This window comes from Clostridium sp. CS1-1, from assembly GCF_056135525.1.
This window is the reverse complement of the sequence record NZ_CM148680.1, coordinates 4,717,041-4,740,265: the sequence shown is the minus strand read 5'-3', so window position 1 is coordinate 4,740,265 and position 23,225 is coordinate 4,717,041. Positions and strand designations below refer to the sequence as shown.

21 protein-coding genes are annotated in these 23,225 nt (G+C 30.8%); 19 read left to right on the top strand and 2 right to left on the bottom strand.

From position 1 onward, the window contains the following. Positions 1-42 precede the first annotated feature (42 nt). The 8 genes from buk to glmS all read left to right on the top strand — a co-directional run bounded on the left by buk (position 43) and on the right by glmS (position 8,963). Positions 43-1,113, top strand: a complete 1,071-nt coding sequence (buk, locus tag AC0N0V_RS22355; RefSeq protein WP_474461110.1) for a butyrate kinase — start codon at positions 43-45, stop codon at positions 1,111-1,113. A gap of 414 nt (positions 1,114-1,527) precedes the next feature. Further along, positions 1,528-2,190 carry a ParA family protein gene (locus tag AC0N0V_RS22350; protein ID WP_474461109.1) on the top strand — a complete coding sequence of 221 codons (663 nt, stop codon included), beginning with the start codon at positions 1,528-1,530 and terminating at the stop codon, positions 2,188-2,190. Between the two features lie 158 nt (positions 2,191-2,348). Then, positions 2,349-2,558, top strand: a complete 210-nt coding sequence (locus AC0N0V_RS22345) for a 4Fe-4S dicluster domain-containing protein (protein WP_474461107.1) — start codon at positions 2,349-2,351, stop codon at positions 2,556-2,558. Positions 2,559-2,574: 16 nt separating this feature from the next. Continuing rightward, a complete protein-coding gene (locus AC0N0V_RS22340; protein ID WP_474461106.1) occupies positions 2,575-3,645 on the top strand; it encodes a 3-methyl-2-oxobutanoate dehydrogenase subunit VorB in 1,071 nt (356 codons plus the stop codon). Further along, the gene (locus tag AC0N0V_RS22335; RefSeq protein WP_474461105.1) at positions 3,645-4,394 is read left to right on the top strand and encodes a thiamine pyrophosphate-dependent enzyme; all 750 of its coding nucleotides are present in this window, start codon (positions 3,645-3,647) and stop codon (positions 4,392-4,394) included. The genes AC0N0V_RS22340 and AC0N0V_RS22335 overlap by 1 nt, the downstream gene beginning before the upstream one ends. Continuing rightward, positions 4,395-4,925 carry a 2-oxoacid:acceptor oxidoreductase family protein gene (locus AC0N0V_RS22330; RefSeq protein ID WP_474461104.1) on the top strand — a complete coding sequence of 177 codons (531 nt, stop codon included), beginning with the start codon at positions 4,395-4,397 and terminating at the stop codon, positions 4,923-4,925. A 246-nt stretch (positions 4,926-5,171) separates the two neighbouring features. After that, a complete protein-coding gene (gene glmM, locus AC0N0V_RS22325; RefSeq protein ID WP_474461103.1) occupies positions 5,172-6,524 on the top strand; it encodes a phosphoglucosamine mutase in 1,353 nt (450 codons plus the stop codon). A 612-nt stretch (positions 6,525-7,136) separates the two neighbouring features. After that, positions 7,137-8,963, top strand: a complete 1,827-nt coding sequence (glmS, locus tag AC0N0V_RS22320; protein ID WP_474461102.1) for a glutamine--fructose-6-phosphate transaminase (isomerizing) — start codon at positions 7,137-7,139, stop codon at positions 8,961-8,963. 73 nt (positions 8,964-9,036) lie between these two features. Here the strand turns inward: glmS and AC0N0V_RS22315 are convergent, their stop codons facing one another. Beyond that, the gene (locus AC0N0V_RS22315; RefSeq protein WP_474461101.1) at positions 9,037-9,618 is read right to left on the bottom strand and encodes a 5' nucleotidase, NT5C type; all 582 of its coding nucleotides are present in this window, start codon (positions 9,616-9,618) and stop codon (positions 9,037-9,039) included. A gap of 369 nt (positions 9,619-9,987) precedes the next feature. On the opposite strand from AC0N0V_RS22315, the gene AC0N0V_RS22310 reads away from it, so the two are divergent. The 3 genes from AC0N0V_RS22310 to AC0N0V_RS22300 all read left to right on the top strand — a co-directional run bounded on the left by AC0N0V_RS22310 (position 9,988) and on the right by AC0N0V_RS22300 (position 13,209). Next, positions 9,988-10,719: a YczE/YyaS/YitT family protein gene (locus AC0N0V_RS22310; protein WP_474461100.1), complete on the top strand. Its 732-nt coding sequence runs from the start codon at positions 9,988-9,990 to the stop codon at positions 10,717-10,719. Positions 10,720-11,176: 457 nt separating this feature from the next. Beyond that, positions 11,177-11,722, top strand: a complete 546-nt coding sequence (locus AC0N0V_RS22305; RefSeq protein ID WP_474461098.1) for an NADH peroxidase — start codon at positions 11,177-11,179, stop codon at positions 11,720-11,722. Between the two features lie 299 nt (positions 11,723-12,021). After that, positions 12,022-13,209 (top strand): site-specific integrase, encoded by a 1,188-nt coding sequence (locus AC0N0V_RS22300; protein ID WP_474461097.1) that lies wholly within the window; start codon positions 12,022-12,024, stop codon positions 13,207-13,209. 58 nt (positions 13,210-13,267) lie between these two features. Here the strand turns inward: AC0N0V_RS22300 and AC0N0V_RS22295 are convergent, their stop codons facing one another. Continuing rightward, positions 13,268-14,353 carry a hypothetical protein gene (locus AC0N0V_RS22295; protein ID WP_474461096.1) on the bottom strand — a complete coding sequence of 362 codons (1,086 nt, stop codon included), beginning with the start codon at positions 14,351-14,353 and terminating at the stop codon, positions 13,268-13,270. A 231-nt stretch (positions 14,354-14,584) separates the two neighbouring features. Between AC0N0V_RS22295 and AC0N0V_RS22290 the strand changes: the two genes are divergently transcribed. From AC0N0V_RS22290 to AC0N0V_RS22255, 8 genes are all read left to right on the top strand, one after another. Then, the gene (locus tag AC0N0V_RS22290; protein ID WP_474461095.1) at positions 14,585-14,923 is read left to right on the top strand and encodes a hypothetical protein; all 339 of its coding nucleotides are present in this window, start codon (positions 14,585-14,587) and stop codon (positions 14,921-14,923) included. Continuing rightward, entirely contained in the window at positions 14,923-15,669 is a 747-nt protein-coding gene (locus AC0N0V_RS22285; RefSeq protein WP_474461094.1) for a hypothetical protein, read from the top strand. The genes AC0N0V_RS22290 and AC0N0V_RS22285 overlap by 1 nt, the downstream gene beginning before the upstream one ends. A 3-nt stretch (positions 15,670-15,672) precedes the next feature. Further along, a complete protein-coding gene (locus tag AC0N0V_RS22280) occupies positions 15,673-16,389 on the top strand; it encodes an FtsK/SpoIIIE domain-containing protein (protein ID WP_474461093.1) in 717 nt (238 codons plus the stop codon). 198 nt (positions 16,390-16,587) lie between these two features. Next, entirely contained in the window at positions 16,588-17,553 is a 966-nt protein-coding gene (locus tag AC0N0V_RS22275) for a hypothetical protein (protein WP_474464617.1), read from the top strand. A gap of 47 nt (positions 17,554-17,600) precedes the next feature. Next, positions 17,601-17,858, top strand: coding sequence for a helix-turn-helix domain-containing protein (locus tag AC0N0V_RS22270; RefSeq protein ID WP_474461092.1), 258 nt, complete (start codon positions 17,601-17,603; stop codon positions 17,856-17,858). A gap of 398 nt (positions 17,859-18,256) precedes the next feature. Then, a complete protein-coding gene (locus AC0N0V_RS22265) occupies positions 18,257-21,160 on the top strand; it encodes an N-6 DNA methylase (RefSeq protein WP_474461091.1) in 2,904 nt (967 codons plus the stop codon). 32 nt (positions 21,161-21,192) lie between these two features. Then, positions 21,193-21,504 (top strand): DUF4357 domain-containing protein, encoded by a 312-nt coding sequence (locus AC0N0V_RS22260; RefSeq protein ID WP_474461090.1) that lies wholly within the window; start codon positions 21,193-21,195, stop codon positions 21,502-21,504. A 474-nt stretch (positions 21,505-21,978) separates the two neighbouring features. Next, entirely contained in the window at positions 21,979-23,190 is a 1,212-nt protein-coding gene (locus AC0N0V_RS22255) for a DUF438 domain-containing protein (RefSeq protein ID WP_474461089.1), read from the top strand. Positions 23,191-23,225: the final 35 nt, after the last annotated feature.

Here is a 23,225-nt window from a genome sequence, read left to right as displayed (position 1 = left end):
TATATTTTGAAATTTTACAAAGGTTTAAGGGAGGAAAAATTAATGTCATTTAAATTATTAATAATAAATCCAGGCTCAACTTCAACTAAGATTGGTGTATATGAAGATGAAAAGCAAATTCTAGAAGAAACTTTAAGACACTCTTCAGATGAAATAGGAAAGTACGCTACTATTTTTGATCAATTTCAATTTAGAAAAGATGTCATATTAAAAGTTTTAGAAGAAAAGAATTTTGATATAAATACATTAAATGCAGTAGTAGGTAGAGGTGGATTATTAAAATCAATAGTAAGTGGTACTTATGCTGTAAATGATGCTATGCTTGAAGATTTAAAAGTTGGAGTTCAGGGACAGCACGCATCAAATCTAGGTGGAATAATAGCTAATGAAATAGGAACATCTTTAAATATACCTGCTTTCATTGTTGACCCTGTTGTTGTTGATGAATTGGACGAAGTTGCAAGAATATCAGGTATGCCAGAAATAGAAAGAAAGAGTATATTTCATGCATTAAATCAAAAAGCAGTAGCAAAAAGATATGCTAAAGAAAGCAATAAACCTTATGACAGCTTAAATCTAATAGTTACACACATGGGTGGTGGTGTATCTGTTGGAGCTCACAAGAGTGGAAATGTTGTTGATGTAAACAATGCCTTAGATGGAGAAGGCCCATTCTCACCTGAGAGATCAGGAGGAGTACCTGTAGGAGATTTAGTTAAGCTTTGTTACAGTGGTAAGTATACAATTGAAGAAATAAAGAAAAAGATTAATGGTAAAGGTGGAACAGTAGCTTACCTTGACACAAATGACTTTAGAGTGGTTGAAGAAAAGGCTTTAAGTGGAGATGAAAAATATAAATTAATTTTTGATGCATTTGTATTCCAAATAGCTAAGGAAATAGGTAAATGTGCTGCTGTATTATCAGGAAAAGTAGATGCTATGATTCTAACAGGTGGAATAGCTTATAGTAAAGCTGTTACAGAAGCACTTAAGGAAAAAATATCATTCATAGGACCGGTTGTTATATATCCAGGAGAAGATGAGCTTTTAGCGTTAGCAGAAGGCGCTCTTAGAGTGCTAAAAGGTGAAGAAAAAGCAAAAGAATACAAATAGTCACAGGAAATAACATATACTTAGCGTAAAATTAGTTTTGCTAAATTTTACGCTAAGTAAAACTAAATAGATTTCTAAATTTTATGAAATATGTTAAATTAAAATTAAATAAACGTAAGAATTAAGAGTATTTGACCATATATCATAAATATTAATAGAAATTTGGCAAAAAATGAATTAGAAATGTTAAAGAAGTTATGGTATAATGTTCTTGTGGTTAGAAATAATTCATAAACTAAAGTTTTTAACATAAAAAAGTCATATTTCAATTTATGTTTATGATTTATTAATCAACACAAAAGCAGGCTTTAAAATTATATTTAAGTTGTGTGAAAGTTTTCATATGACAGTGATGAATACGTTTACCGATGCTTTGATGTAAAATTTATTGTCCTTTGTAGACGAGGTGATATGATGAGTAGAATTAGAATTTTTACAGGACATTTTGGAAGTGGAAAGACTGAGATATCTATAAACTATGCACTAAAACTTGCAAAAGAAGGTAAAAAAGTTGCAATCGTTGATATCGACATAGTTAACCCTTATTTTTGTTCTAGAGATATAAGAAAACATCTCGAAGAGAATGGTGTAAGAGTGATAGCATCAGACCCTAGTCTTTCTAATGTAGAATTAGCAGTAGTCCCAGCAGAGGTTTTAGCAGTATTTAATGATAAAAGTTATGAAGTAGTTATGGATATAGGCGGAGACGATCAAGGGGCTGTAGTACTTGGACAATATAATGGATACTTTAGAGAAGAGCCTTATGATATGTATTTTGTAGTAAACAATAACAGACCATTGACTTCTAACAGCAAAAATACAGAAGAATATATTAGGACTATCGAATGGGTTTCAAGGTTGAAAGTAACTCATTTAGTCTCTAATACAAATATGTCTTATGAAACTACATCTGATGATGTAATAAGAGGAGATAAAGAAGTAGCTAAGTTATCAGAAGAGCTGAATTTACCACACTCATATACAGTATGTAGAAGAGATTTAGTAGAAGAAGTTCAAGGCAAGATTAAAGGTGAACTATTACCTATAGATATTTATATGAAACCGCCTTGGAGATAACTAAAAGTGATATCATAAAGTTTCAATAATGTGCTAGAAATAAAATTTATATAAATAGAGTTGAAAAGCTCAAGACGTTTTATGGTCTAGAACTAAAAGTACTTTAAGATAATTGTCAAAAAAAATTTCAAATTACCAAACTTAGGGAGGGAATTTTAATGCAAAAGGTGACTTTTAGAGAAGAAAGATGCAAAGGTTGTGGACACTGTTTAGAAGTATGTCCTAAGAAAATAATAAGCTTTGCAGACAAGCTAAATGTTAAAGGATATCATCCAGCGACTGTTACAGATGAAAAGATGGATCAATGTATATCATGTGCATCATGCGCAAGAATATGTCCTGATAGTGTAATAACAGTTCAGAAATAAAAAGGAGGGATCTTTAATGGGAGAGAAAGTATTAATGAAGGGTAATGAAGCCATTGGAGAAGCAGCTATTAGAGCTAATTGTAGAGCATTCTTTGGTTATCCTATTACCCCACAAACAGAAGTTGCTGCTTATATGGCAAAAAAGATGCCTAAATTAGGAGGAACATTTATCCAAGCTGAAAGTGAAGTTTCTGCTATAAATATGGTTTATGGTGCAGCTGGAACTGGAGTTAGAGTTATGACTTCATCAAGTTCACCAGGAATAAGCTTAAAAGCGGAAGGTATATCATATATTGCAGGAGCAGAACTACCTTGCGTTATCATAAACATAGTTAGAGGAGGCCCTGGTCTTGGAAGTATCCAACCAGCTCAATCAGACTATTTCCAAGCTACAAAGGGAGGAGCACACGGAGACTTCAATATGCCTGTATATGCTCCAGCTTCAATACAAGAAATGGTTGACTTAATACAAGATGCTTTTGATGTAGCTGATATGTATAGAACTCCTTGTATGGTAATGGGAGATGGTATGCTAGGTCAAATGATGGAGCCTGTTGAGTTTAAGGAAAGAACAGCTAAAGAGCTTCCTGAAAAAACTTGGGCTGCTAATGGATTAGGAGATAGAAAACAACATAATATTATAAACTCTCTATATCTACAAGCAGAAGATTTAGAAGGCCACAACATTCATCTTCAAGAGAAGTATACTGCTATAAAGAACAATGAAGTTAAATATGAATTATTCAATTGTGATTCTGAGTGTGACTTAATATTAGTTGCATATGGAACTACATCAAGAATATGTAAGAATGTAATTAAAATGGCTGCAGCAGAAGGAATAAAATTAGGATTAGTAAGACCTATAACTTTATGGCCTTTCCCAGTTGAAGCTTTTGAAAAAACAGTGGACAAAACTAAGCATGGCTATTTATCAGTAGAAATGAGCTGTGGACAGATGGTTGAAGATGTAAGATTAGCTTCAAATGGAAGAAAACCAGTTGACTTCTACGGAAGATCTGGTGGTATGATTCCAGAGCCAACAGACATTTTAGATAAAGTTAAAACTATAGTAGGAGGTGCAAAATAATGGCAATAGTATACGAAAACACAAAAGCATTATTAGATGTTCCTACGCATTATTGCCCAGGATGTACTCACGGAGTAATTCACAAGCTAATCGGAGAAGTTATGGAAGAGCTTGGAATACTAGATAAAAGTATAGGAGTAGCACCAGTTGGATGTTCAGTTTTAGCATATAACTATTTTGCATGTGATATGTTCCAAGCTGCACACGGAAGAGCACCAGCTGTTGGTACAGGTATAAAAAGAACAAATCCTGATAAAGTAGTATTTACATATCAAGGAGATGGAGATCTTGCAGCTATAGGTACTGCTGAAATAGTTCACGCAGCTGCTAGAGGAGAAAACATCACTTCTATATTTGTAAACAACTGTATATATGGAATGACTGGTGGACAAATGGCTCCAACTACATTACCAGGTCAAGTTACTGAAACTTCACCATATGGAAGAAATGTAAAGACAGAAGGACACCCAATAAGAGTTTCTGAAATGATTTCTACTTTAGATGGCGCTTGCTATGTAGAAAGGGTTTCTGTTGATACAGTTCCAAATATATTAAAAGCTAAAAAGGCTATAAAGAAAGCTTTCCAAAATCAGTTAGATGGCAAAGGTTTCTCAATGATAGAGGTATTATCAATATGCCCAACTAACTGGGGACTAACACCTAAAGAATCAATGCAATGGTTAAAAGATAACATGATTCCATATTATCCTCTTGGCATTAAGAAGGATATAACTGAGGAGGTAAAATAAATGGCATCACAACAGATAGTTTTCGCTGGATTCGGCGGACAAGGTATATTATCAATGGGTAAATTTCTTGCTTATGCAGGAATGGATGCTAATTTAAACGTTTCATGGTTACCATCATATGGTCCAGAAATGAGAGGAGGTACAGCAAACTGTTCAGTTATACTAACTGATGCAGCTATAGGATCACCTATAGTTACAAAGGCTGACAGTATAGTTGTAATGAATAGACCTTCTTTAGATAAGTTCGAAGATATGGTAGCACCAGGCGGACTTATTATAATAGATTCAGATTTAGTAGATAGAATGCCTGAAAGAACAGATGTAACTGTTATAGCAATTCCAGCTCAAACTATAGCTCAAGAAATAGGAAGTAAAACTATAGCTAATATGGTTCTTCTAGGAGCATTAGTTAAGAAAACAGGAATAGTTACAATTGAAGAATTATTGAATTCTTTAAAAGCTCACGGAAAAGAGAAGTTCTTTGAATCAAACAAAAAGGCTATCGAAAAGGGAATTGAATTCGCAAAATAGTATAGTATAATATTTAGAGGGTGTCTCATGAATTAAAATGAGACACCTTTTTCTATTATTGATAATATGTTATCTCAAGCTAACTGTGAGCTAATCGAATCCTATTGTTACTATATGTAAATTGTAATATAATATTGTAGTATAGTTAGTATAAAATCAGAAATTTGTCTTGCTGACAATTTCAGCTTAGTGTACATATAGTAATAATAAGTTGTTTAATTTTATTTAAAAAAGAGAGGTATCATTATGCATAGAATGTTTGGAACTGATGGAGTTAGGGGTATAGCAAATAAGGAATTAACTGCAGAATTAGCATATAAGTTAGGAAGAGCTGGGGCATATGTATTAACAGAAGGAACGCATAAGCCTAAAATACTTGTAGGTATGGATACAAGAATATCAGGAGACATGCTTGAGAGTGCATTAGTTTCAGGAATACTTTCAGTAGGAGCAGAGGCAGTGTGCGTAGGAATTGTTCCAACTCCTGCTGTATCTTATTTAACTAGAAAATATGGAGCTGATGCAGGTGTTGTTATATCGGCATCACATAACCCAGTAGAGTATAATGGAATAAAGTTTTTTGATAGCCAAGGATATAAGTTATCTGATGAATTAGAAGATAAAATACAAAGCGTAATAGAGAGTAACTTTGATGGTGTTTCACTTCCAACTGGAAGTGAAATAGGCAGAAAAATAGAAGAAGCAGGAGAAGCAGTTGGAGACTATGTTGAGTTTGCAAAATCGACTATTGATATTGATTTAAAGGGAATAAAAGTCGCACTAGATTGTGCAAATGGAGCAGCATATATAACTGCTGTCAAAGCGTTTAAGGAACTAGGTGCAGAGGTTTATGTTATAAATAATGATCCTGATGGAGTTAACATAAATAAAAATTGTGGATCGACTCATCCAGAAGAATTAATGGATTATGTAGTTAAAAAAGGTTGCGATTTAGGCCTAGCGTTTGATGGTGATGCCGATAGATGTTTAGCAGTCGATGAAAAAGGAAATTTAATAAATGGGGACTTTTTGATGGCTATTATGGGTAAATATCTAAAGGAGGAAGGAAAACTAGATAAAAATGTAGTAGTAGTAACTGTAATGAGTAATCTTGGATTAGATATTGCCTTAAACAAAGAAGATATAAGCACAATAAAAACAAAAGTAGGAGATAGATATGTACTTGAAGAGATGGTAAAGGAAGGTTATAAGTTGGGTGGAGAACAGTCAGGCCATATAATAATGCTTGATTACAATACAACAGGAGATGGACTTATAACAGGTCTTCAGTTATCAGCTATAGTTAAGAAGAGTGGAAAAGCTTTATCTGAATTAGCTTCAATGATGCACGAACTTCCACAGATCTTAGTTAATGCAAAGGTGCCAAATAATAAGAAAAATATACACAATGAAGATGAAGAAATAGTGAATGAAATAAAGAAAATTGAAGAAAAGTTAAATGGTCGTGGACGAGTTCTAATAAGACCTTCAGGAACAGAACCGTTGGTTAGGGTAATGCTAGAGGGAGAAGTTCAAAGCGAACTAGATGGAATGGCTCATAGTTTAGCACAACTAATAGAGAATAAAGCTAATATATAGATTTTATTTCTGAAAAATCGTTGCTTTACGGTTGTAGAGTAACGATTTTTATTGTTAATTCCAATAAATACGTAATGAAAAATATTTTATAAAATTATATTGTTAATTTTTTTGAAAATATATTGACCAAAATACATAAATGAAAATATAATATATTGATGGCTTGTATCATATAAAATAAGTTTAGTAATGAAAAGGAGGTAGATAAAGAATATAAACTATCATTTACTATGTATAAAAATTTAAAAGCGCCAGGACTTAAGTAGACAACGTCACTTACACGTTTGTGTGAATTCGACTATCTAAATAAGGTTTTTTAAAAAGGAAACTCAGGCTGACGTCTGAGTAAGTTCGATTAACTAAATCAAAGATTTCTTTTTAAAAGGAAACTCAGGCTGACGCCTGAGTAAGTTCCAACAACCAAATCGGAGATTTGGGCTGTCACTTAAGTTGACGAGGATGGGGAGTATCGATTCTTCGGCGGGTGCCCCACGGTATCGCACTACCGTTAGCGGTTGATAAAATCGAAAAGTGATTTTCGGCACAATATCAATCTGGTGTTAAAACCTTTATAAGAAATTTTATTATTAAAAAAAGAAAGGAAGATTTAATATGTGCGGAATAGTTGGTTATATTGGAAAAAGACAAGCTTCACCTATTTTAATAGAAGGCTTAAGTAAACTTGAATATAGAGGATATGATTCAGCAGGTGTTGCAATTGTTAATGGAGAACAAATAAATGTTTCAAAATGCAAAGGCAGACTTGCGAATCTAGAGGAAAAGTTGAAAAATGAACCTTTAAAAGGAACAATAGGAATTGGACACACAAGATGGGCTACACATGGAGAGCCGTCAGATTTAAATTCTCATCCTCATAGCAACGAAGATGAGACAATTAGTGTTGTTCATAATGGAATAATAGAAAATTATATTCATTTAAGAGAGTGGTTAATATCAAAGGGCTATAAGTTTAGTTCGGAAACAGATACAGAGGTTATACCTCATTTAGTTGATTATTTTTACAATGGTGACCTAGTAGATGCAGTAATGAAGGCTGTTTCTAAAATGGAAGGTAGTTATGCTATAGGAGTAGTATCCGCAAAAGAGCCAAATAAGGTTGTAGCAGTAAGAAAGGATAGTCCACTAATAGTTGGGTTAGGAAAAGACGAGTATTTCATAGCTTCAGATATACCTGCTATATTAAACCATACGAGAGATATTTATCTTCTAAATGACAAAGAATTTGTTGTTTTAACCAATGATGGAGTTAAACTCTTAACTGAAGACAAAGATGAAATAAAGAGAGATATATACCACGTAACTTGGAACGCTGACGCTGCTGAAAAAGGTGGATTTGAGCATTTTATGATAAAGGAAATCCATGAGCAACCAAAAGCTATAAAGGATACTATGACATCAAGAATTATGCCAGGAAAACCAATAACACTTGATGATATAACTATAACAAAAGAACAGATAGAAAATATAGATAAAATATATATAGTGGCTTGTGGAACTGCTTATCATGCAGGTGTTGTAGGTAAATATGTTATAGAAAAGCTTGCAAGAATACCTGTAGAGATAGAGGTAGCTTCTGAGTTTAGATATAGAGATCCAATAATAAATGAAAGAACTTTAATGATAGTAGTAAGCCAATCAGGAGAGACAGCAGATACCTTAGCAGCACTTAGAGAAGCAAAAGGTCGCGGTGCTAGAGTAATTGCCGTAACTAACGTTGTAGGAAGCTCAGTATCAAGAGAAGCTGACGATATATTATATACTTGGGCAGGGCCAGAAATTGCGGTAGCTTCAACTAAAGCGTATGTAACACAGCTTATAGCTATGTATATAATTGCATTGTTCTTTGCTCAAAACAAGAAAACAATAAGTGAAGAAGCAATAGAAGAAATAAAAACTGAAATGTTAAAGCTACCAGAAAAAGCAGAAGAAGTATTAAAACACAAAGAAGTAATTCAAAAGTTTGCTTCAAGAACTTATATGCATAGAGACATGTTCTTCTTAGGCAGAGGTCTTGATTATGCAGTAGCTATGGAAGGTTCATTAAAGCTTAAGGAAATATCATATATTCACTCTGAAGCTTATGCTGGTGGAGAATTAAAGCATGGTCCTATAGCTTTAATAGAAAAAGGAACAATAGTAATAGCAGGAGCAACACAAGAAAGCTTATTTGATAAGATGGTAAGTAATATCAAAGAGGTTAAAACAAGAGGAGCCAATGTTTTAGGGCTTGCTTTTGAAGGTCATACAGAAATAGAAAAAACTGTAGACTCAGCATTATATATACCAAAGACTCACGATATACTTGCACCGGTAGTTTCAGTTATTCCGCTACAGCTATTATCATACTATATGGCTATTCAAAAAGGCTGTGATGTAGATAAGCCAAGAAATTTAGCGAAATCAGTTACTGTAGAATAGAACAATTGATTTTATAAGGCAAATGTAAATTAATAAAAGATTAATATTATTAAAAAGATTAAAGGAGATACTATTATATTACTTTCTTATATAATGGTATCTCCTTTATTATTTTATATATTTCATTCCAATTATAAACTCTAATTATATTGCTATTTAAAGGCTTTCTATTATAATTAGTGTCTAAAAGTAATACTTTGAAACCACTTTCAGATAACTGTAGTGCATTTTTATAGGAATCTTCTATAAAGACATCACACTTAAGTTTTTTAGCTGTATCTACCTTATAGTGAGTTCCTAAAATAAAAACATCGTTATAAGGAATATCATGTCCATTTAGGTAAGAATAGGTCAGAGGCTTTAAATCTTCATCTCTTGCAGTAACAAAATATATATTATTTGTCTTTATTAATTCTTTTAATATATTTTTAGCATTTTCTCTTAACTTAATATTATTATTATGTAGTTTAAATTTATTATTGTTATAAAAATCTTCATATTCCTCACTAGTTATACCCATGACCTTATGGATTTCATACTCTGTTACATTATCAATAGCTACATTTTTTCTAAAGTATTCATTAACTAGATTGAGCCAAAAGTATGGATCAGTAATTGTTCCATCAATATCAACACATATATTGAGATTTTTCAATTTTAACACCTTCCTATAATTCTATTTTTTATTTCTTATATTTTTCTCTATTGAATGATATTTTCATTAATCCCAGAAAGTTGATATATTCATATACCGACCTCCCTTTAAGTATATTTTATATTATTGGATTTAAAAATACTTTAAGGTATTGTTAACTTAACTTTAAATTTTAAAAACACCTAAATGCTTTAGCCTATCATTACTTTTGATAGTCTAGTTCATTATAAGTTATTTTAATTACTATCTAATATGCAAATGGATTTATAATAAAGATTCCTTAATGATGTATTGTTGGAAATTGCAATATTATAGTGATAAAATTTATATACAGATATTTTTATTAATAAAGGAGGAATAAAGGAAAGTATGAGTTGTAAAACGAAATTTATCTTAATCGACTTACTTAAGAAAATGCCATCTTTGATGTTTGGTTTACTATTATATTCTGTAGGTATATTATTTACTTTATATTCAAAACTTGGAATGAGCCCTTGGGATGTATTTCATATGGGAATAGTAAATCATTCTTCGCTTACACTAGGGCAAGTTTCAGAAATAACTGGCTTCTTTATTTTACTTGCGTCGTATTTTATCGGGGTAACACCAGGACTTGGAAGTGTATTCAATATGATATTTATAGGGTTATTTATAGATATTATAGAAAAGTTTAAAGTTTTTAAAACACCAGATGATGCATTAGGGCAAATCTTTATGTTGTTGATTGGAATTTTTATAATAGGATGGGCAACGTATTTTTATTTAAGAGTAAACTTAGGAGCGGGCCCTAGAGATGGATTGATGGAAGGTTTAGTAAGAAGAGTGAATAAACCAGTTTGGATGATCAGAGGAGCTATAGAGGGAGCAGTTTTGATTATTGGATATATACTAGGAGGTCCTGTTGGAGTGGGAACTCTAATAACTGCTAGCTGTATTGGTTTTTCGGTACAGTTTGCTTTCAAAATTGGCGGTTACAACTCTAAAGAAGCTAAGCATATGAATTTAATGGATTTATATAAGAGTTTATATGATGATACTAAAAATGATATAAATGATGGAAAAGTTGAGGTAATTAGCGAAGATAATAAAGTTAATGTGTAAGGAATAGATACAAATATATAATTACCATAATATGTAGGTTATTACTATTAAAAGTACTAAGTGTAAAAATTAGTGCTTTTTTTATTGGTTTTTATACTAAGATTTTTAGTAGAAATTACTTAAGTATATTAAAAGTCTATATATGTATGATAATTACATAAAAGATTAATTATGAATACTACCATAAACTTTTATATTACAGTCATGGGTAAATATTAAGGTACAAGCTATGCTTTATCTAGGGTCTTTTTACATTATGATAAGTCTATATTAGTAAAGTATTATCATAATTACATAGGCTAAGAAATATAATGATAGATGGATTCTATTTTAGCAGTTTAAATAAAATTTACCAAAAAACATAAAAAGTACTTGAATATTAATAATTTATACTATATAATAATAAATGTCAGGTAAATAAATATATAGATAACGGATTTGATGGGAGGATATTAAAATGAAAAAATTTGTTTGTACAGTATGTGGATATATATATGAGGGAGAGGCAGCACCAGAGAAGTGTCCACAATGTGGAGTTTCAAGTGATAAGTTTATTGAAAAATCAGAAGAGCAAATGGCTTGGGCTGATGAACATAAAATAGGTGTAGCAAAAGATATAGATCCAGCTGTGATAGATGGGTTAAAAGCTAATTTCATGGGCGAATGTACAGAAGTGGGAATGTATTTAGCAATGAGCAGACAAGCGGATAGAGAAGGTTTCCCAGAGGTAGCAGAGGCTTATAAGAGAATAGCTTTTGAAGAGGCTGAGCATGCTGCAAAATTTGCTGAGTTACTAGGAGAAGTAGTTGCAGCAGATACAAAGAAAAACTTAGAAATGAGAGTAGCGGCAGAACATGGAGCTTGCCAAGGAAAGAAAGATTTAGCTACTTTAGCTAAGAAATTAAACTATGATGCAATTCATGATACAGTACATGAAATGTGTAAAGATGAAGCAAGACATGGAGCAGCATTTAAAGGATTATTAAATAGATATTTTAAATAAAATTTAATAAAAATTGATATGTAAAAATACAATTTTTATTATCAGTAATCATTGAATATCAAGGTTTATAGCCTTTGTTCATGAAACTGATTTTAAAAATTGTATTTTTCTATATTTTTTTATATTTTGCCATATTCTAAGGTTTAGTGGGAAATGTGTGGGAAAACATTATAGAAACGAAGTTATTTTTATACAATTCCCACAAGTTTGTGAAAATCCATAAATATAGCCGTTTATAGCCTGTTTTCTCATCTTATATGTGTGGGAAGAGATTTGACAATAAATCTTCAAATGATACAATGAGATTAATAATTTTGAAAGCTGGTGAAATATTGAAAGGCAGTGTTAGAAAAAAAGGAGCAACTTGGTCATATCGAATTGATTTAGGAAAAATTGATGGTAAAAGAAAACAGATAGAACGTAGCGGATTTAAAACAGAAAAAGAGGTTAATGCAGCACTCTCAGAAGCTGTTTGTGAGTACAATAAAACTGGAAGCTTTGTAGAAAATAAAAAGATTACTTTTCAAGAAGTATATAATGAGTTCATAGAAAATGAAGCACCTAACACAAGAAAATTTGCAACTATTGTTCGTTATAAATCATTATATAACAATCACTTTGAAGACTTTGCACCAAGATATCTATTTCAGATATCCGAAAAAAACATCCAAGAATTTATTAATTCTAAGCGTAAAACCCTTAGTGATGAATATGTTCGTTCTATCTACAACTTTTGTCTTGTGCTATTTAACTATGCTGTTTCAAAAAAATATCTTAAAAATTCCCCTATGGCTAATGTTCATCCTCCTAAGAGCTATAGAGCTTATGGCGATATTAAAACATATTCTAAGGAAGAACTTACTAAAATGGGGGAAAGATTTAAAAGTACAAATTTATTAACAGCTTTCATTTTAGGAATTAATTTGGGGGTTAGAGTAGGAGAATGTTTTGCATTGAGATTCTCTAATATTGATTGGGATAAGGAGACTATTAGGATAGATAAGCAATTACAATATCAAGAAAAAATATGGAGTTTTGTTCATCCTAAAACGGTAAATGCAGTAAGGACAATTAAACTAAATAAAAACTTAGTTGAACGTTTAAGGGATTTAAAAACTCAATATGAAAATGACAAAGCAAATTATGGATTGGGATATAAAATAAACACCATCATGGAAAGGCGTGGAAAGGTTCATAAGTTAATAGTTGTAGATGATTTTATCAATATTAAAGGAAATGGACAAATGCTTACTAATGATAGCCAAAAGGTACTATCTAGAATTAGTAAAGATGATTTAGGAATAGATTTTAATTTCCACAATCTTAGACATACTCATTCAACTATGCTAGCTGAAAAAGGAGTTAATCCTAAATACGTACAGGAACGACTTGGGCATGGTGAGTTAGAGATTACTTTAAGATATTATACTCATGTAACGGATACAATGCATAATCAAGTTGCTGAGCTTGTAGACGAACTATTTTGAGAATAAAAAACACACTTGAAAATAAATAGCTTTTAAGTGTGTTTTATTTTATGTTAGCTTATTTGTTAATAAGTAAATGAGTATCGTTTAGGTATTTATCATCTTTCGCTAGTTGTTCAGAGATAATTAATAGCATTTCTTGCTTTTCAGAAGGTATATATAAGAATGTATCAGTTAATAAAAAATATGCAATCAAAATATTCCAGTCATCAAAATCCATAGTTATGATAGAGTCCATTTGTTTACAGAATCTTTCAGCATCATGTAATGACTCCTTATTAATTTTATCTGATAACTCTTCCCAAAGCATGATACGCATTTTATTATCTGCATTTTGGCTATCTATTTTGCTTATTTCTGTATTTAGTGACTTTATTATAGACTCTTCACTTTTATCACGCAACTCGGTAAATTTAGATATATTTCCTAAATTTTTCAATTGAAGTTCTATGCTAGTTTTAAATTGGGCAATAAATCCTTTTAATTTTTTCTTGCCATTAAAATTTAATGCTGTAAAATTACAAAGTAATAGCCAAGCATCATTATGAACTTTAATATAAGTATCAAAGTATCTTACAATTTTATAACAGTCAAGTAATCGCATGCTTTCAAATTTTCCTAAAATGTTTTTATCTAATATCTCTTCATTAGAGTTATTTTTTGACTCTCCATCTAGTTCGGAACTATCATATATATCCTCTCCATTAACTAACTCTTCAAATGCAATATTAATAGAATTAAGTTCTGTTTTTTCTTCTAATTCAACTTTGTCAAAGCTATATTTTCCATACAAGCAAAAGTCACCATAACTATCTAGAAAGTTATATGTACTTGGTTCATTATCTAATTGATGCTGAATTTTAGATAGTAACCTATAACGTTTTCCTAAATCATACTTTAGATGCTCTGGGGGTATGCCTAGTAGTTCAGCGTATCTAATTATGGTTTGCTCTTCTGGATTAATAATTTCACCATTAATATGTTTATATACTAATCTTTGAATATTTTCTCCACCTAATTCGTTTTCTGATTTTATCCCAATATCTTTAGCAGTTAACTTTCTTAATCTCATAAAATATTTCAATCTTTCTGAAAATGGAGCTTCCACAATGGTATCTAAAGGATTTTTATTCTTAGGTTTCATAGTTCCCTCCAATTAGTAAAATAGTTAATTATAGCATAACTGTTTTATGAAGTCAATGAAACAGAGTTTATTTAAGATGTTTTAAGGCAATTACAATTGATATTTTAAGATATAGAATTAAGGTAGTTCGAACGAATCAAAAAACAGTTAGCTAACTTAATTGGGGGTGGTAATTAAATTGAAGTTTTTAACAACAACTAAAACAAAAAAAATTAAAGGAGGAGATTTAAAATGATAAACATATCCAAAATCAAAATAACATTAGCACAGGTGGCTAATAGTGATACGCTATTGATTACTGGAGTTAGAGTTGTAAAAGAATTCTATGAAGGAAAACAAACTGATAAGACTATTGGATTTTCTTACAGTTGTGTTTGCCCATCAAATAAATACGAGCAATTCAATATAAAAATTGAACAAGCTCAACCAGTAATTACAAATGAAGAATTAGAAGCAAAGGGTGGTGCAGTTAAAGCAAAAATTAAAGGGTTCGAGGGAAAGTTCTATAAGGACAAAAGAGGTGAATATGCATTTACTGCAAGTGCTACAGGAATTGAGGTGATATCATAATGAAAAAGTTAACTGAAAAACTCAAAATACTGTATACCGATAAAAAATATTTAATGCTTGCTTTTTACGCTATAGGTATGTGTTTAACGGCAATATCAGTTATAGCAATAACCTATTCTATCGCAATGCAAGTGTTTTATTTTATCAATGAGAGGTTTGAATCAGTTCTCATAATTGTTGGAGGGTATGTAAGCATTTATGTATGGTGGAAAGATAGAAAAAAGAGAAAACAGGAGGAAAGGGAAAATATATTTATTCAGGATATGGTAGCTGAACAAAGTTTAGAAAAGGCACTATGCGAAAGTAACTATAATACAGTCAGACAGTGCTTATATTCAACTTTATCTGATAATGCTGAAATTCTTAACTTGATTAGACCTGAAAGGTTAAGTGAACTTGAAGCACCTATCAAAACTATAACAAAAGGTAATGTCAGTATGTGCCAATTTTTAGTAGTAAAAAGAGGAGAAATCAACCCTGAAAATATCAAGGAGACTCTACAACTACGTTTTAACCAAAAACTATCTTCTCATGAGTTTGCTGGCATCACACAAACTAGTTATATCCACAACGGTACAGCATATCCCATTCTGATTATTGATGAAATCCGTGACAATGGTACTTTTGTCCAAATTGATATAGCGTGGGCTAGCGAAAAGTATTGCAATTTATTAACCGAAAGGGCTCATGCAAGAGTGCAACATCAACAATCACAAAATATTGATAGTCGCGATAGAGATTTTTAGCAAATGGAGATAGATATATTATTCAATCAAAGATATCTTTCTTTAGGAATTTCAGAAAGCATTAAATGGGTTCCCTCAAGGGCTGCTCATATGATAATTATTGGAGCAACAGGAAGCGGAAAAACATATTTTACAAAATTGCTTTTAGGAAAAATCGCACTGCATGTGCCAGACTCTCAAATTTATATATGTGACTTTAAGGGGGATGATGACTTCTCATTTTTACAAGGCTGTTCGCGTTTTAGTAGATTCACGGATTGCTCAAAGAGTTTACAAGAATTCTATGAGCGTTTCCAGAAAAGACAACAGGGAGAAGAAAAAAGTAAAAGTATGGTTGTTCTTTTTTTCGATGAATGGGCAAGTTATTGTAATAGCCTTGATAAGAAGATAACTGAAGAAGAAAAAAAGAAACTTTCAAATCTCCTAATGTTAGGACGCTCTTTCAACGTGCATATAATTATAAGCCAACAAAGAGCAGATGCAGCATATTTTAACTCTGCACGTGATAACTTCAATCTAGTAGTTGGATTAGGTAATTTAAGTGAAGAATCAAAAAACATGTTATTTCATGAATTTAAGTCAGAGATGCTTGCAAATAGAACGCAAGGTACAGGATATATGCTTACAAATGGTACAAATCTTACTGCAATTCAAGTACCCACAATTTCAAATATGGAGAAGTTGCAAAGAGTAATCAAAGAAGGAGTGTTAAGACAATAAAATATTACATTGGCAGTGCCGTACGAAGTGAAAGGTACTGCCAGTGTAATAGAACGCGTTAGCGTTGAAAATATAATTATGGAATTGCATAGGTTAGTATTACCCTATGCAACATCTGTCGCAAAGATTGCTAAACATAAATAATATAATAGTTTAAGTAACTGCGACACTAAAGTCGCAAACGAAGAGGGTGATTTTATTTCCAAAGATTCACAATCAAGAAAATGGCAAATAACCATTAACAATCCACTAGAGAAGGATTTTACTCATGACAAAATTAAGGAAGAATTGCAAAAAATCAAATCATGCATTTATTATTGCTTAAGCGATGAAATAGGCACTAAAGAGAAAACACACCATACACATATATTTATTGCTTGTTCCTCTTCAGTACGATTCAGTACAATTAAAAATAGATTTCCACAAGCACATATAGAAATGGCACGAGGTACATCTGAGCAAAATAGAGATTATGTTTTTAAGATCGGAAAATTTGAAAAGGATAAAGGTGTAACAAAATTACCTGATACGCAAGAAGAGCATGGGGAAATGCCGCTTGAAAGACAAGGTGCCCGAAATGATATTATTGACCTTTACGATATGATAAAGGAAGGAATGTCAGATTATGAAATAATTGAAGAAAATCCTAATTACATTTTACAGATTGATGCATTAGAAAAGGTAAGACAAACTTTTCGTCAAAATCAATATAAAAGTATATTTAGAGACCTCGAAGTTACTTACATTTGGGGAAAGGCAGGTACAGGAAAAACATACATGATAATGAATAAATATGGTTTTGAAAATGTATATCGCGTTACAAATTATATTTGTGGTGGTTTCGATTCATACAAGGGACAAGATGTAATTGTTTTTGAAGAATTTTGCTCAAATTTTAAAATTCAAGATATGCTAAATTATTTAGATGGCTATCCTCTTGAACTTCCTTGTCGATATGCTAATAAAGTAGCATGTTTTACAAAAGTCTATATCATATCCAACATAGATTTGCTTTCGCAATACTTAAAGGTTCAAATTGAATCTCCTGAAACTTGGAAGGCATTTTTAAGAAGAATAAATAAGGTTATAGAGTACTACGATTATAATTGTTTTAATGAATATAAAACCAGTGGCTATGTTGGAAAATGTTATAAAAATAAATAATACAACCAGTATTAGTAAAAAAACTTATTGAAAGGGAGGACTCATATATGTGTAAAGAGAAGGAGATCATTACAGAAGTGAAAATAGTCTATACAGTTAAGGAAGTTTCTAATATATTAGGGGTAAACAGGAACAGTGTATATAGTCTAATAAATGCAGGCATTATAAAAACTATGAAGTTAGGAAGACAAAAGATAACTAAAACTTCTCTACTAGAATTCTTAAATAATTATGATGGTTATGATCTCACAGACTTGGCAAACATTAAGTGTATACATGCATATAAAGATATTGTAGATTCTTAATTGGCAACGAAGTGAAAAATATTAAAAAGATTGACTTGCAAAAAAGATTGGTATATAAAAGAAAATATGCTAATCTTTTTTGTTGTGTCTTGTAAGTAATGGGTAAATAACAATTTTTATTGAATTTGAAAGATTGTAAAGCTGCGTTGATGCTTAGAATGCTAATATTATATTATCTATATAAATTACTATAGACTATTTTGTACAAAAAATATGCTGTATAATGTAAAAGTAAGCATTTAGGAATAATTATTTGTAAAATCTTAATGAACTAATAGCAAAGGATTAGTAGAAGCTTTTTAAGGTGAAAAAGCTCAGTATACTTTAATAGATAAGACATATAAGGCTTTAAATACGATACAAAAAACAAATAGATAATTTTTGGAGGTTAATAAATAATGATTATAAAAAATACTCAAAATGGTCAGATTTTAAATGATATAAAGCTTACACCGACAAGTAAGGTTTATTCATCTAGTGCTAATGAATCAGAAGTAGAAACTGTGTTTGAAAATTATTTAAAAGATATTGGCTATGGATTAGTTGGAGAACTTTATACAAAAAGAACAGCAAAAAGCAAATTAGACACATTCCCATCTAAAACTGGATCTGGTTCTGGCTATCCTGATTATGTTTTTTATGAAAGTGGCAAAAGTGAAAAAATTATTGCTGTTGGAGATGCAAAGAAACCAGATCCAACTGGAAAAGATAATAGTTTATTTGGGTTATCTGATTGCACTGATATTTATTTAAAAGACTATAATAAGAAGCATAAAGATAAAATAAAAATAGCATTTGGATATGATGGTATTAATTTTATTATCAAATATTTTAATGAAAAGGAAAATAAATGGGTAGATATCTTATTAGATGGAGAACCTCTAACAACATTTCCAGAATTAGAATTTTTAAAATCAATTGCGAAAAATGGAAATGTGTTTTCTACACAAATTCAAAAGAATATATCAAAAGAATTATTAGAGCCTTATTTTTCACAATGTGATGCAGTTTTTAGAATGGCTAAAAATAGTTTGTCTGCTATAGATAAGGCTGCTGAAATTTCTATCTTTATATTTCTGAAAATATTTTCAAACGATAAATTAGATGAAGGGTTTATCAAAGAGTGTGGTCATTCTGTCTGGGAGTTAATTGAGGAAGGTAAAGTATCGGTAGTAAATAAGTTATTTAAAGATTTCTTAAATAAACAGTATGAAAATGTATTTCCGGAAGAATTAATTAAGGTAAATGAACAAGCTTCAAAGGATTTGGCAAAAATAATAAACACAATGTTTTACAAATGCAACATTGATAGGATGACAGATGTTAAAGGCAATGCACTTGAATACTATCAAAAAGGTTCTAAGGATAGGAAAATCGGCGAATTCTTTACACCAAGACATTTAATTGACTTAATGGTTTATTTGACAAATCCTCAGATTAAATTTAAAAAGAATGATGATGGAGAATATGCTCTTGATAATAAAGGAAATTATATAATTGAATATATTGAAAAGATATATGACCCTGCTTGTGGTAGCGGTGGATTTCTAATTCAATCATTTCTTACATACATAGGAAAATATAGCAAGTATGGTATATCGTATAAAAATTTGAAGAAAAATGTGATATTTGGTAATGAACTTAAAGATAGTACAGTAATGCTTACAAAGCTTAATATGATTTTATTAGGTGATGGACACAATCATATTTCTAATGAAAATGCTTTAGGTTATAAAAAGATAAATAGACTTGAAAAAGTAAAAGACGAAGACAATAAGCCTATAGTTGTTGCTGAAGAAGATGTTGAATATAAGGAAGAATTAATAGGGACTGAAAGAGTTATTGTACCATATGATAAAGTATCAGGAGAACCAATTATTGAACAAGTATCAACAATAAAGTACTTTATTGCCAATAAAAATAAATCTGGAAAGTTAAGCAAGAAAAAAGATGCTGATGGTAAGTATACAGAAGTTGAATCCACAAATGTTGAAATAATATTAAATGAAGAAGGTAATAAAGAGTATTATACTAAAGACTCGCTTATTCAATTATTAAAAGTAGGAAAATCAGAAAAGATATTTTATAAAGCAAAAGTTAAGATGCAAGATGATGGGATTACTCCAATTGTTGATTATATAGATGTAAAGGCTGTAAATGATAAAGTTAGAGATTACCATAAAAAATTCTTTGGGAATTTTGACATTGTAATGGCAAACCATCCTTATGCCCTAGAAGAACCAAATAAACCAGATGAGCTTTTTATAAAGCATATGATAGAATCTGTTAAAAAGGGCGGTAGGATCGCTTGTATTGTTGGCGAGACACTTTTATTCCACAACACTTATTCATCTTTTAGAGAATGGGCTTTGAATAATATAACTGTGGAAGGTATTATATCTTTACCACAAGGAGTGTTTAACCCATATACTGATGTTAAAACAAGTATTTTATTATTTAAAAATGAAAAGGCACCAAAAAACCACAAGTCATGGCTTGTTGATGTAGAGGCAGATGGGTTTGATTTGAACCTTACAAGAGTTCCAATTACTGAAAATGATATTCCAAAAGTCAAGAGACTTTGGGAAAGATGGGGTGGTTATACAATTCAAAATCAAGAAGGTGAAGATGAGTATAAATCATTTCATAAAGAAGAAATCGGTTTTGCAGAGTTCCATTCACTAGATAAAAAGAATTGGTGTGTGAAAAGATATAACACTCCGCTTATAAGTTTAAACTCTAAATATGACTTAAAACCAATTAATGAGATTCTAACAAGAAAAAAAGAAATTGTTGAAGTAAAAGATACTCTTGAATATAAACAGGTTACTATCCAAGTAAAAAATAGAGGTATTGTATTGCGAGAAACTCAATTTGGCTCTGAAATTGGAACAAAAAGACAGTTTTCCGTTAAAGCAGGTCAGTTTTTGATTTCAAAGATCGATGCAAGAAATGGTGCTTATGGAATTATTCCTAAAGAACTGGATGGTGCAATTATAACTGGTAACTTTTGGGTATATGATATAAACACAGACATAGTATATCCTCAATTTTTAACTTATTTAATGAGACATGATTTCTTCAATAAAATGTGTAATGTTTGTAGCTATGGTTCTACAAATAGATGGTATTTAGATGAAGATACCTTTGATAACTTTAAAATTCCAGTACCATCATTAGATGAACAAAAGCTTATTTTAGATAAAATTAAAGAACATAATAAAAAAATATTAGAAGCACAGGCATTAATAGATAATGAAAACAATAAAATTATAGACGTTATAAATGAAGTTGTTAGATAAATAGATTGTTCGTTTTGTGAGGAGAAAAGAAAATGAAAGTATTTTACATCAATAAAAAAAATAAATTTAATGCAATGGGAAACTATGAAAATGGTGTTCTAACAGTATTAAAAGGGAGTGTAATTTCAAAAGATTTTTATCAAACATCTAAATTTTCAAAAGATGCATTTGGAAAAAGAAATAATCTTGAATTAGTAAAAGATTGTATTTTACAGACTGATGTTTTTTTTAGGAGTGCTTCAACTGCTGCACAATTTGTCGCTGGATACAGTGTCAATGGCAAAAAAGCATGGAAAGATGTAAATAGTAAATCCATAAAAGATATTGAAGCTACTGACATATAGATACAATATCTTGTTGTGGGAAAAGAATTTTGGTGGGAAATCGGTGGGAAATTCATTATGTTTACACACTATAAGTTTTTTAAAGGCTAGATAAAAGTCGCTAACACAGTAAATGTTTCGTGTTGAAGCAAGACATGGAGCAGCATTTAAAGGATTATTAAATAGATATTTTAAATAAACATCATTAATAAATTAAATATATTTACATCTAAGGAAGAGAGTATATCTAAATAATACTAAGATATACTCTCTTTTTTTATTTTTTTAATATAAAATGAGGCGAGGTTAGAACTAGTTAACTGGCTTATAGGCGAATATAAAACGATATTTACTTATAATTTTGTAATAATATATTGTTATAAAGGAAAAACTTATATAAGATATTTATCCTTACTAAATGCCAATTTAAGATTGGTATTGTTATAATTGTATAGGATATCTAGCCTGATCTCTTAATAATAAGGAGGTATTAAAATGAGTGAAATCATAAACAATAGAGAATATAGACAAAAAATTTTAAAAGAACTTATAATGGAACTTCACAATGGAAAAGATGTTGATGAGGTAAAAGCAAGGTTTGCAAAATTAATAGAAGGTGTAGCACCTTCTGAAATATCCGACATGGAGCAGAACTTGATTATGGAGGGCATGCCAATAAGTGAGGTACAGCGCCTTTGTGATGTTCACGCAGCTATATTTAAAGGATCTATAGAAGAAATACATAGCCCAGAACAAGAGCTAGGTCATCCGATTCATACCTTTAAGCTAGAAAATTCAGAGTTAGAAAAATTAATAAATGATAAGATTAAAAAACATACTGAGGAGTTTGCAAGTAGTGACAGCGAAGAGAGTATAAATAAGCTTAGAGAGGATTTCAATCTTCTATGGGACATTGACAAGCATTATAAAAGGAAAGAGAATTTGTTATTTCCGTACCTTGAAAAGTATGGTATAACAGCTCCTCCAAAGGTAATGTGGGGAGTAGATGATGAAATAAGAACTGAGATAAAGAGAGGCAGAAAGCTACTCGATGAATACAAAGGAAATAAGAAGGAATTATTAGATAAAATTGAAGAGACTTTAAATAGAATTAATGAAATGATATTTAAGGAGAAGAGTATTTTGTTTCCTATGGCATTAGATACTTTGACAGAGAGTGAATGGCTTGATATTGAAAATGAAAGTAATGAAATAGGTTACTGTTTAGTTGAACCACAAGCAAGATGGAATCCCAAAAGAGCGAATTTAGAATCTGATTATAAAAAATCAGATGAGACTAATGAAGGATATGTTAAATTTAATACTGGAATTTTGTCTTTGGAAGAAATAAATAGCATATTTAATAAGCTTCCAATAGATATAACATTTATAGATAAAAATGATGTTGTTAAATATTTTTCACAAAGCGAAGAAAGAATTTTTCCAAGGACAAAAGCTGTAATTGGTAGAACAGTTCAAAATTGTCATCCACCAGCAAGTGTTCATATTGTAAATAGTATGTTAGAGGATTTTAGGTCTGGGAAAAAGGATAATGAGGATTTCTGGATTAATATGAATGACATGGCCGTTTATATTAGATATTTTGCTATAAAAGGTAAGGATGGTGAATATATAGGTTCATTAGAGGTTACTCAAAATGTAAAACCTATTCAAGAACTGAAAGGCGAAAAAAGACTACTTACATAAGAATAAGAGCAGGCATATTGCCTGTTTTTATTCTT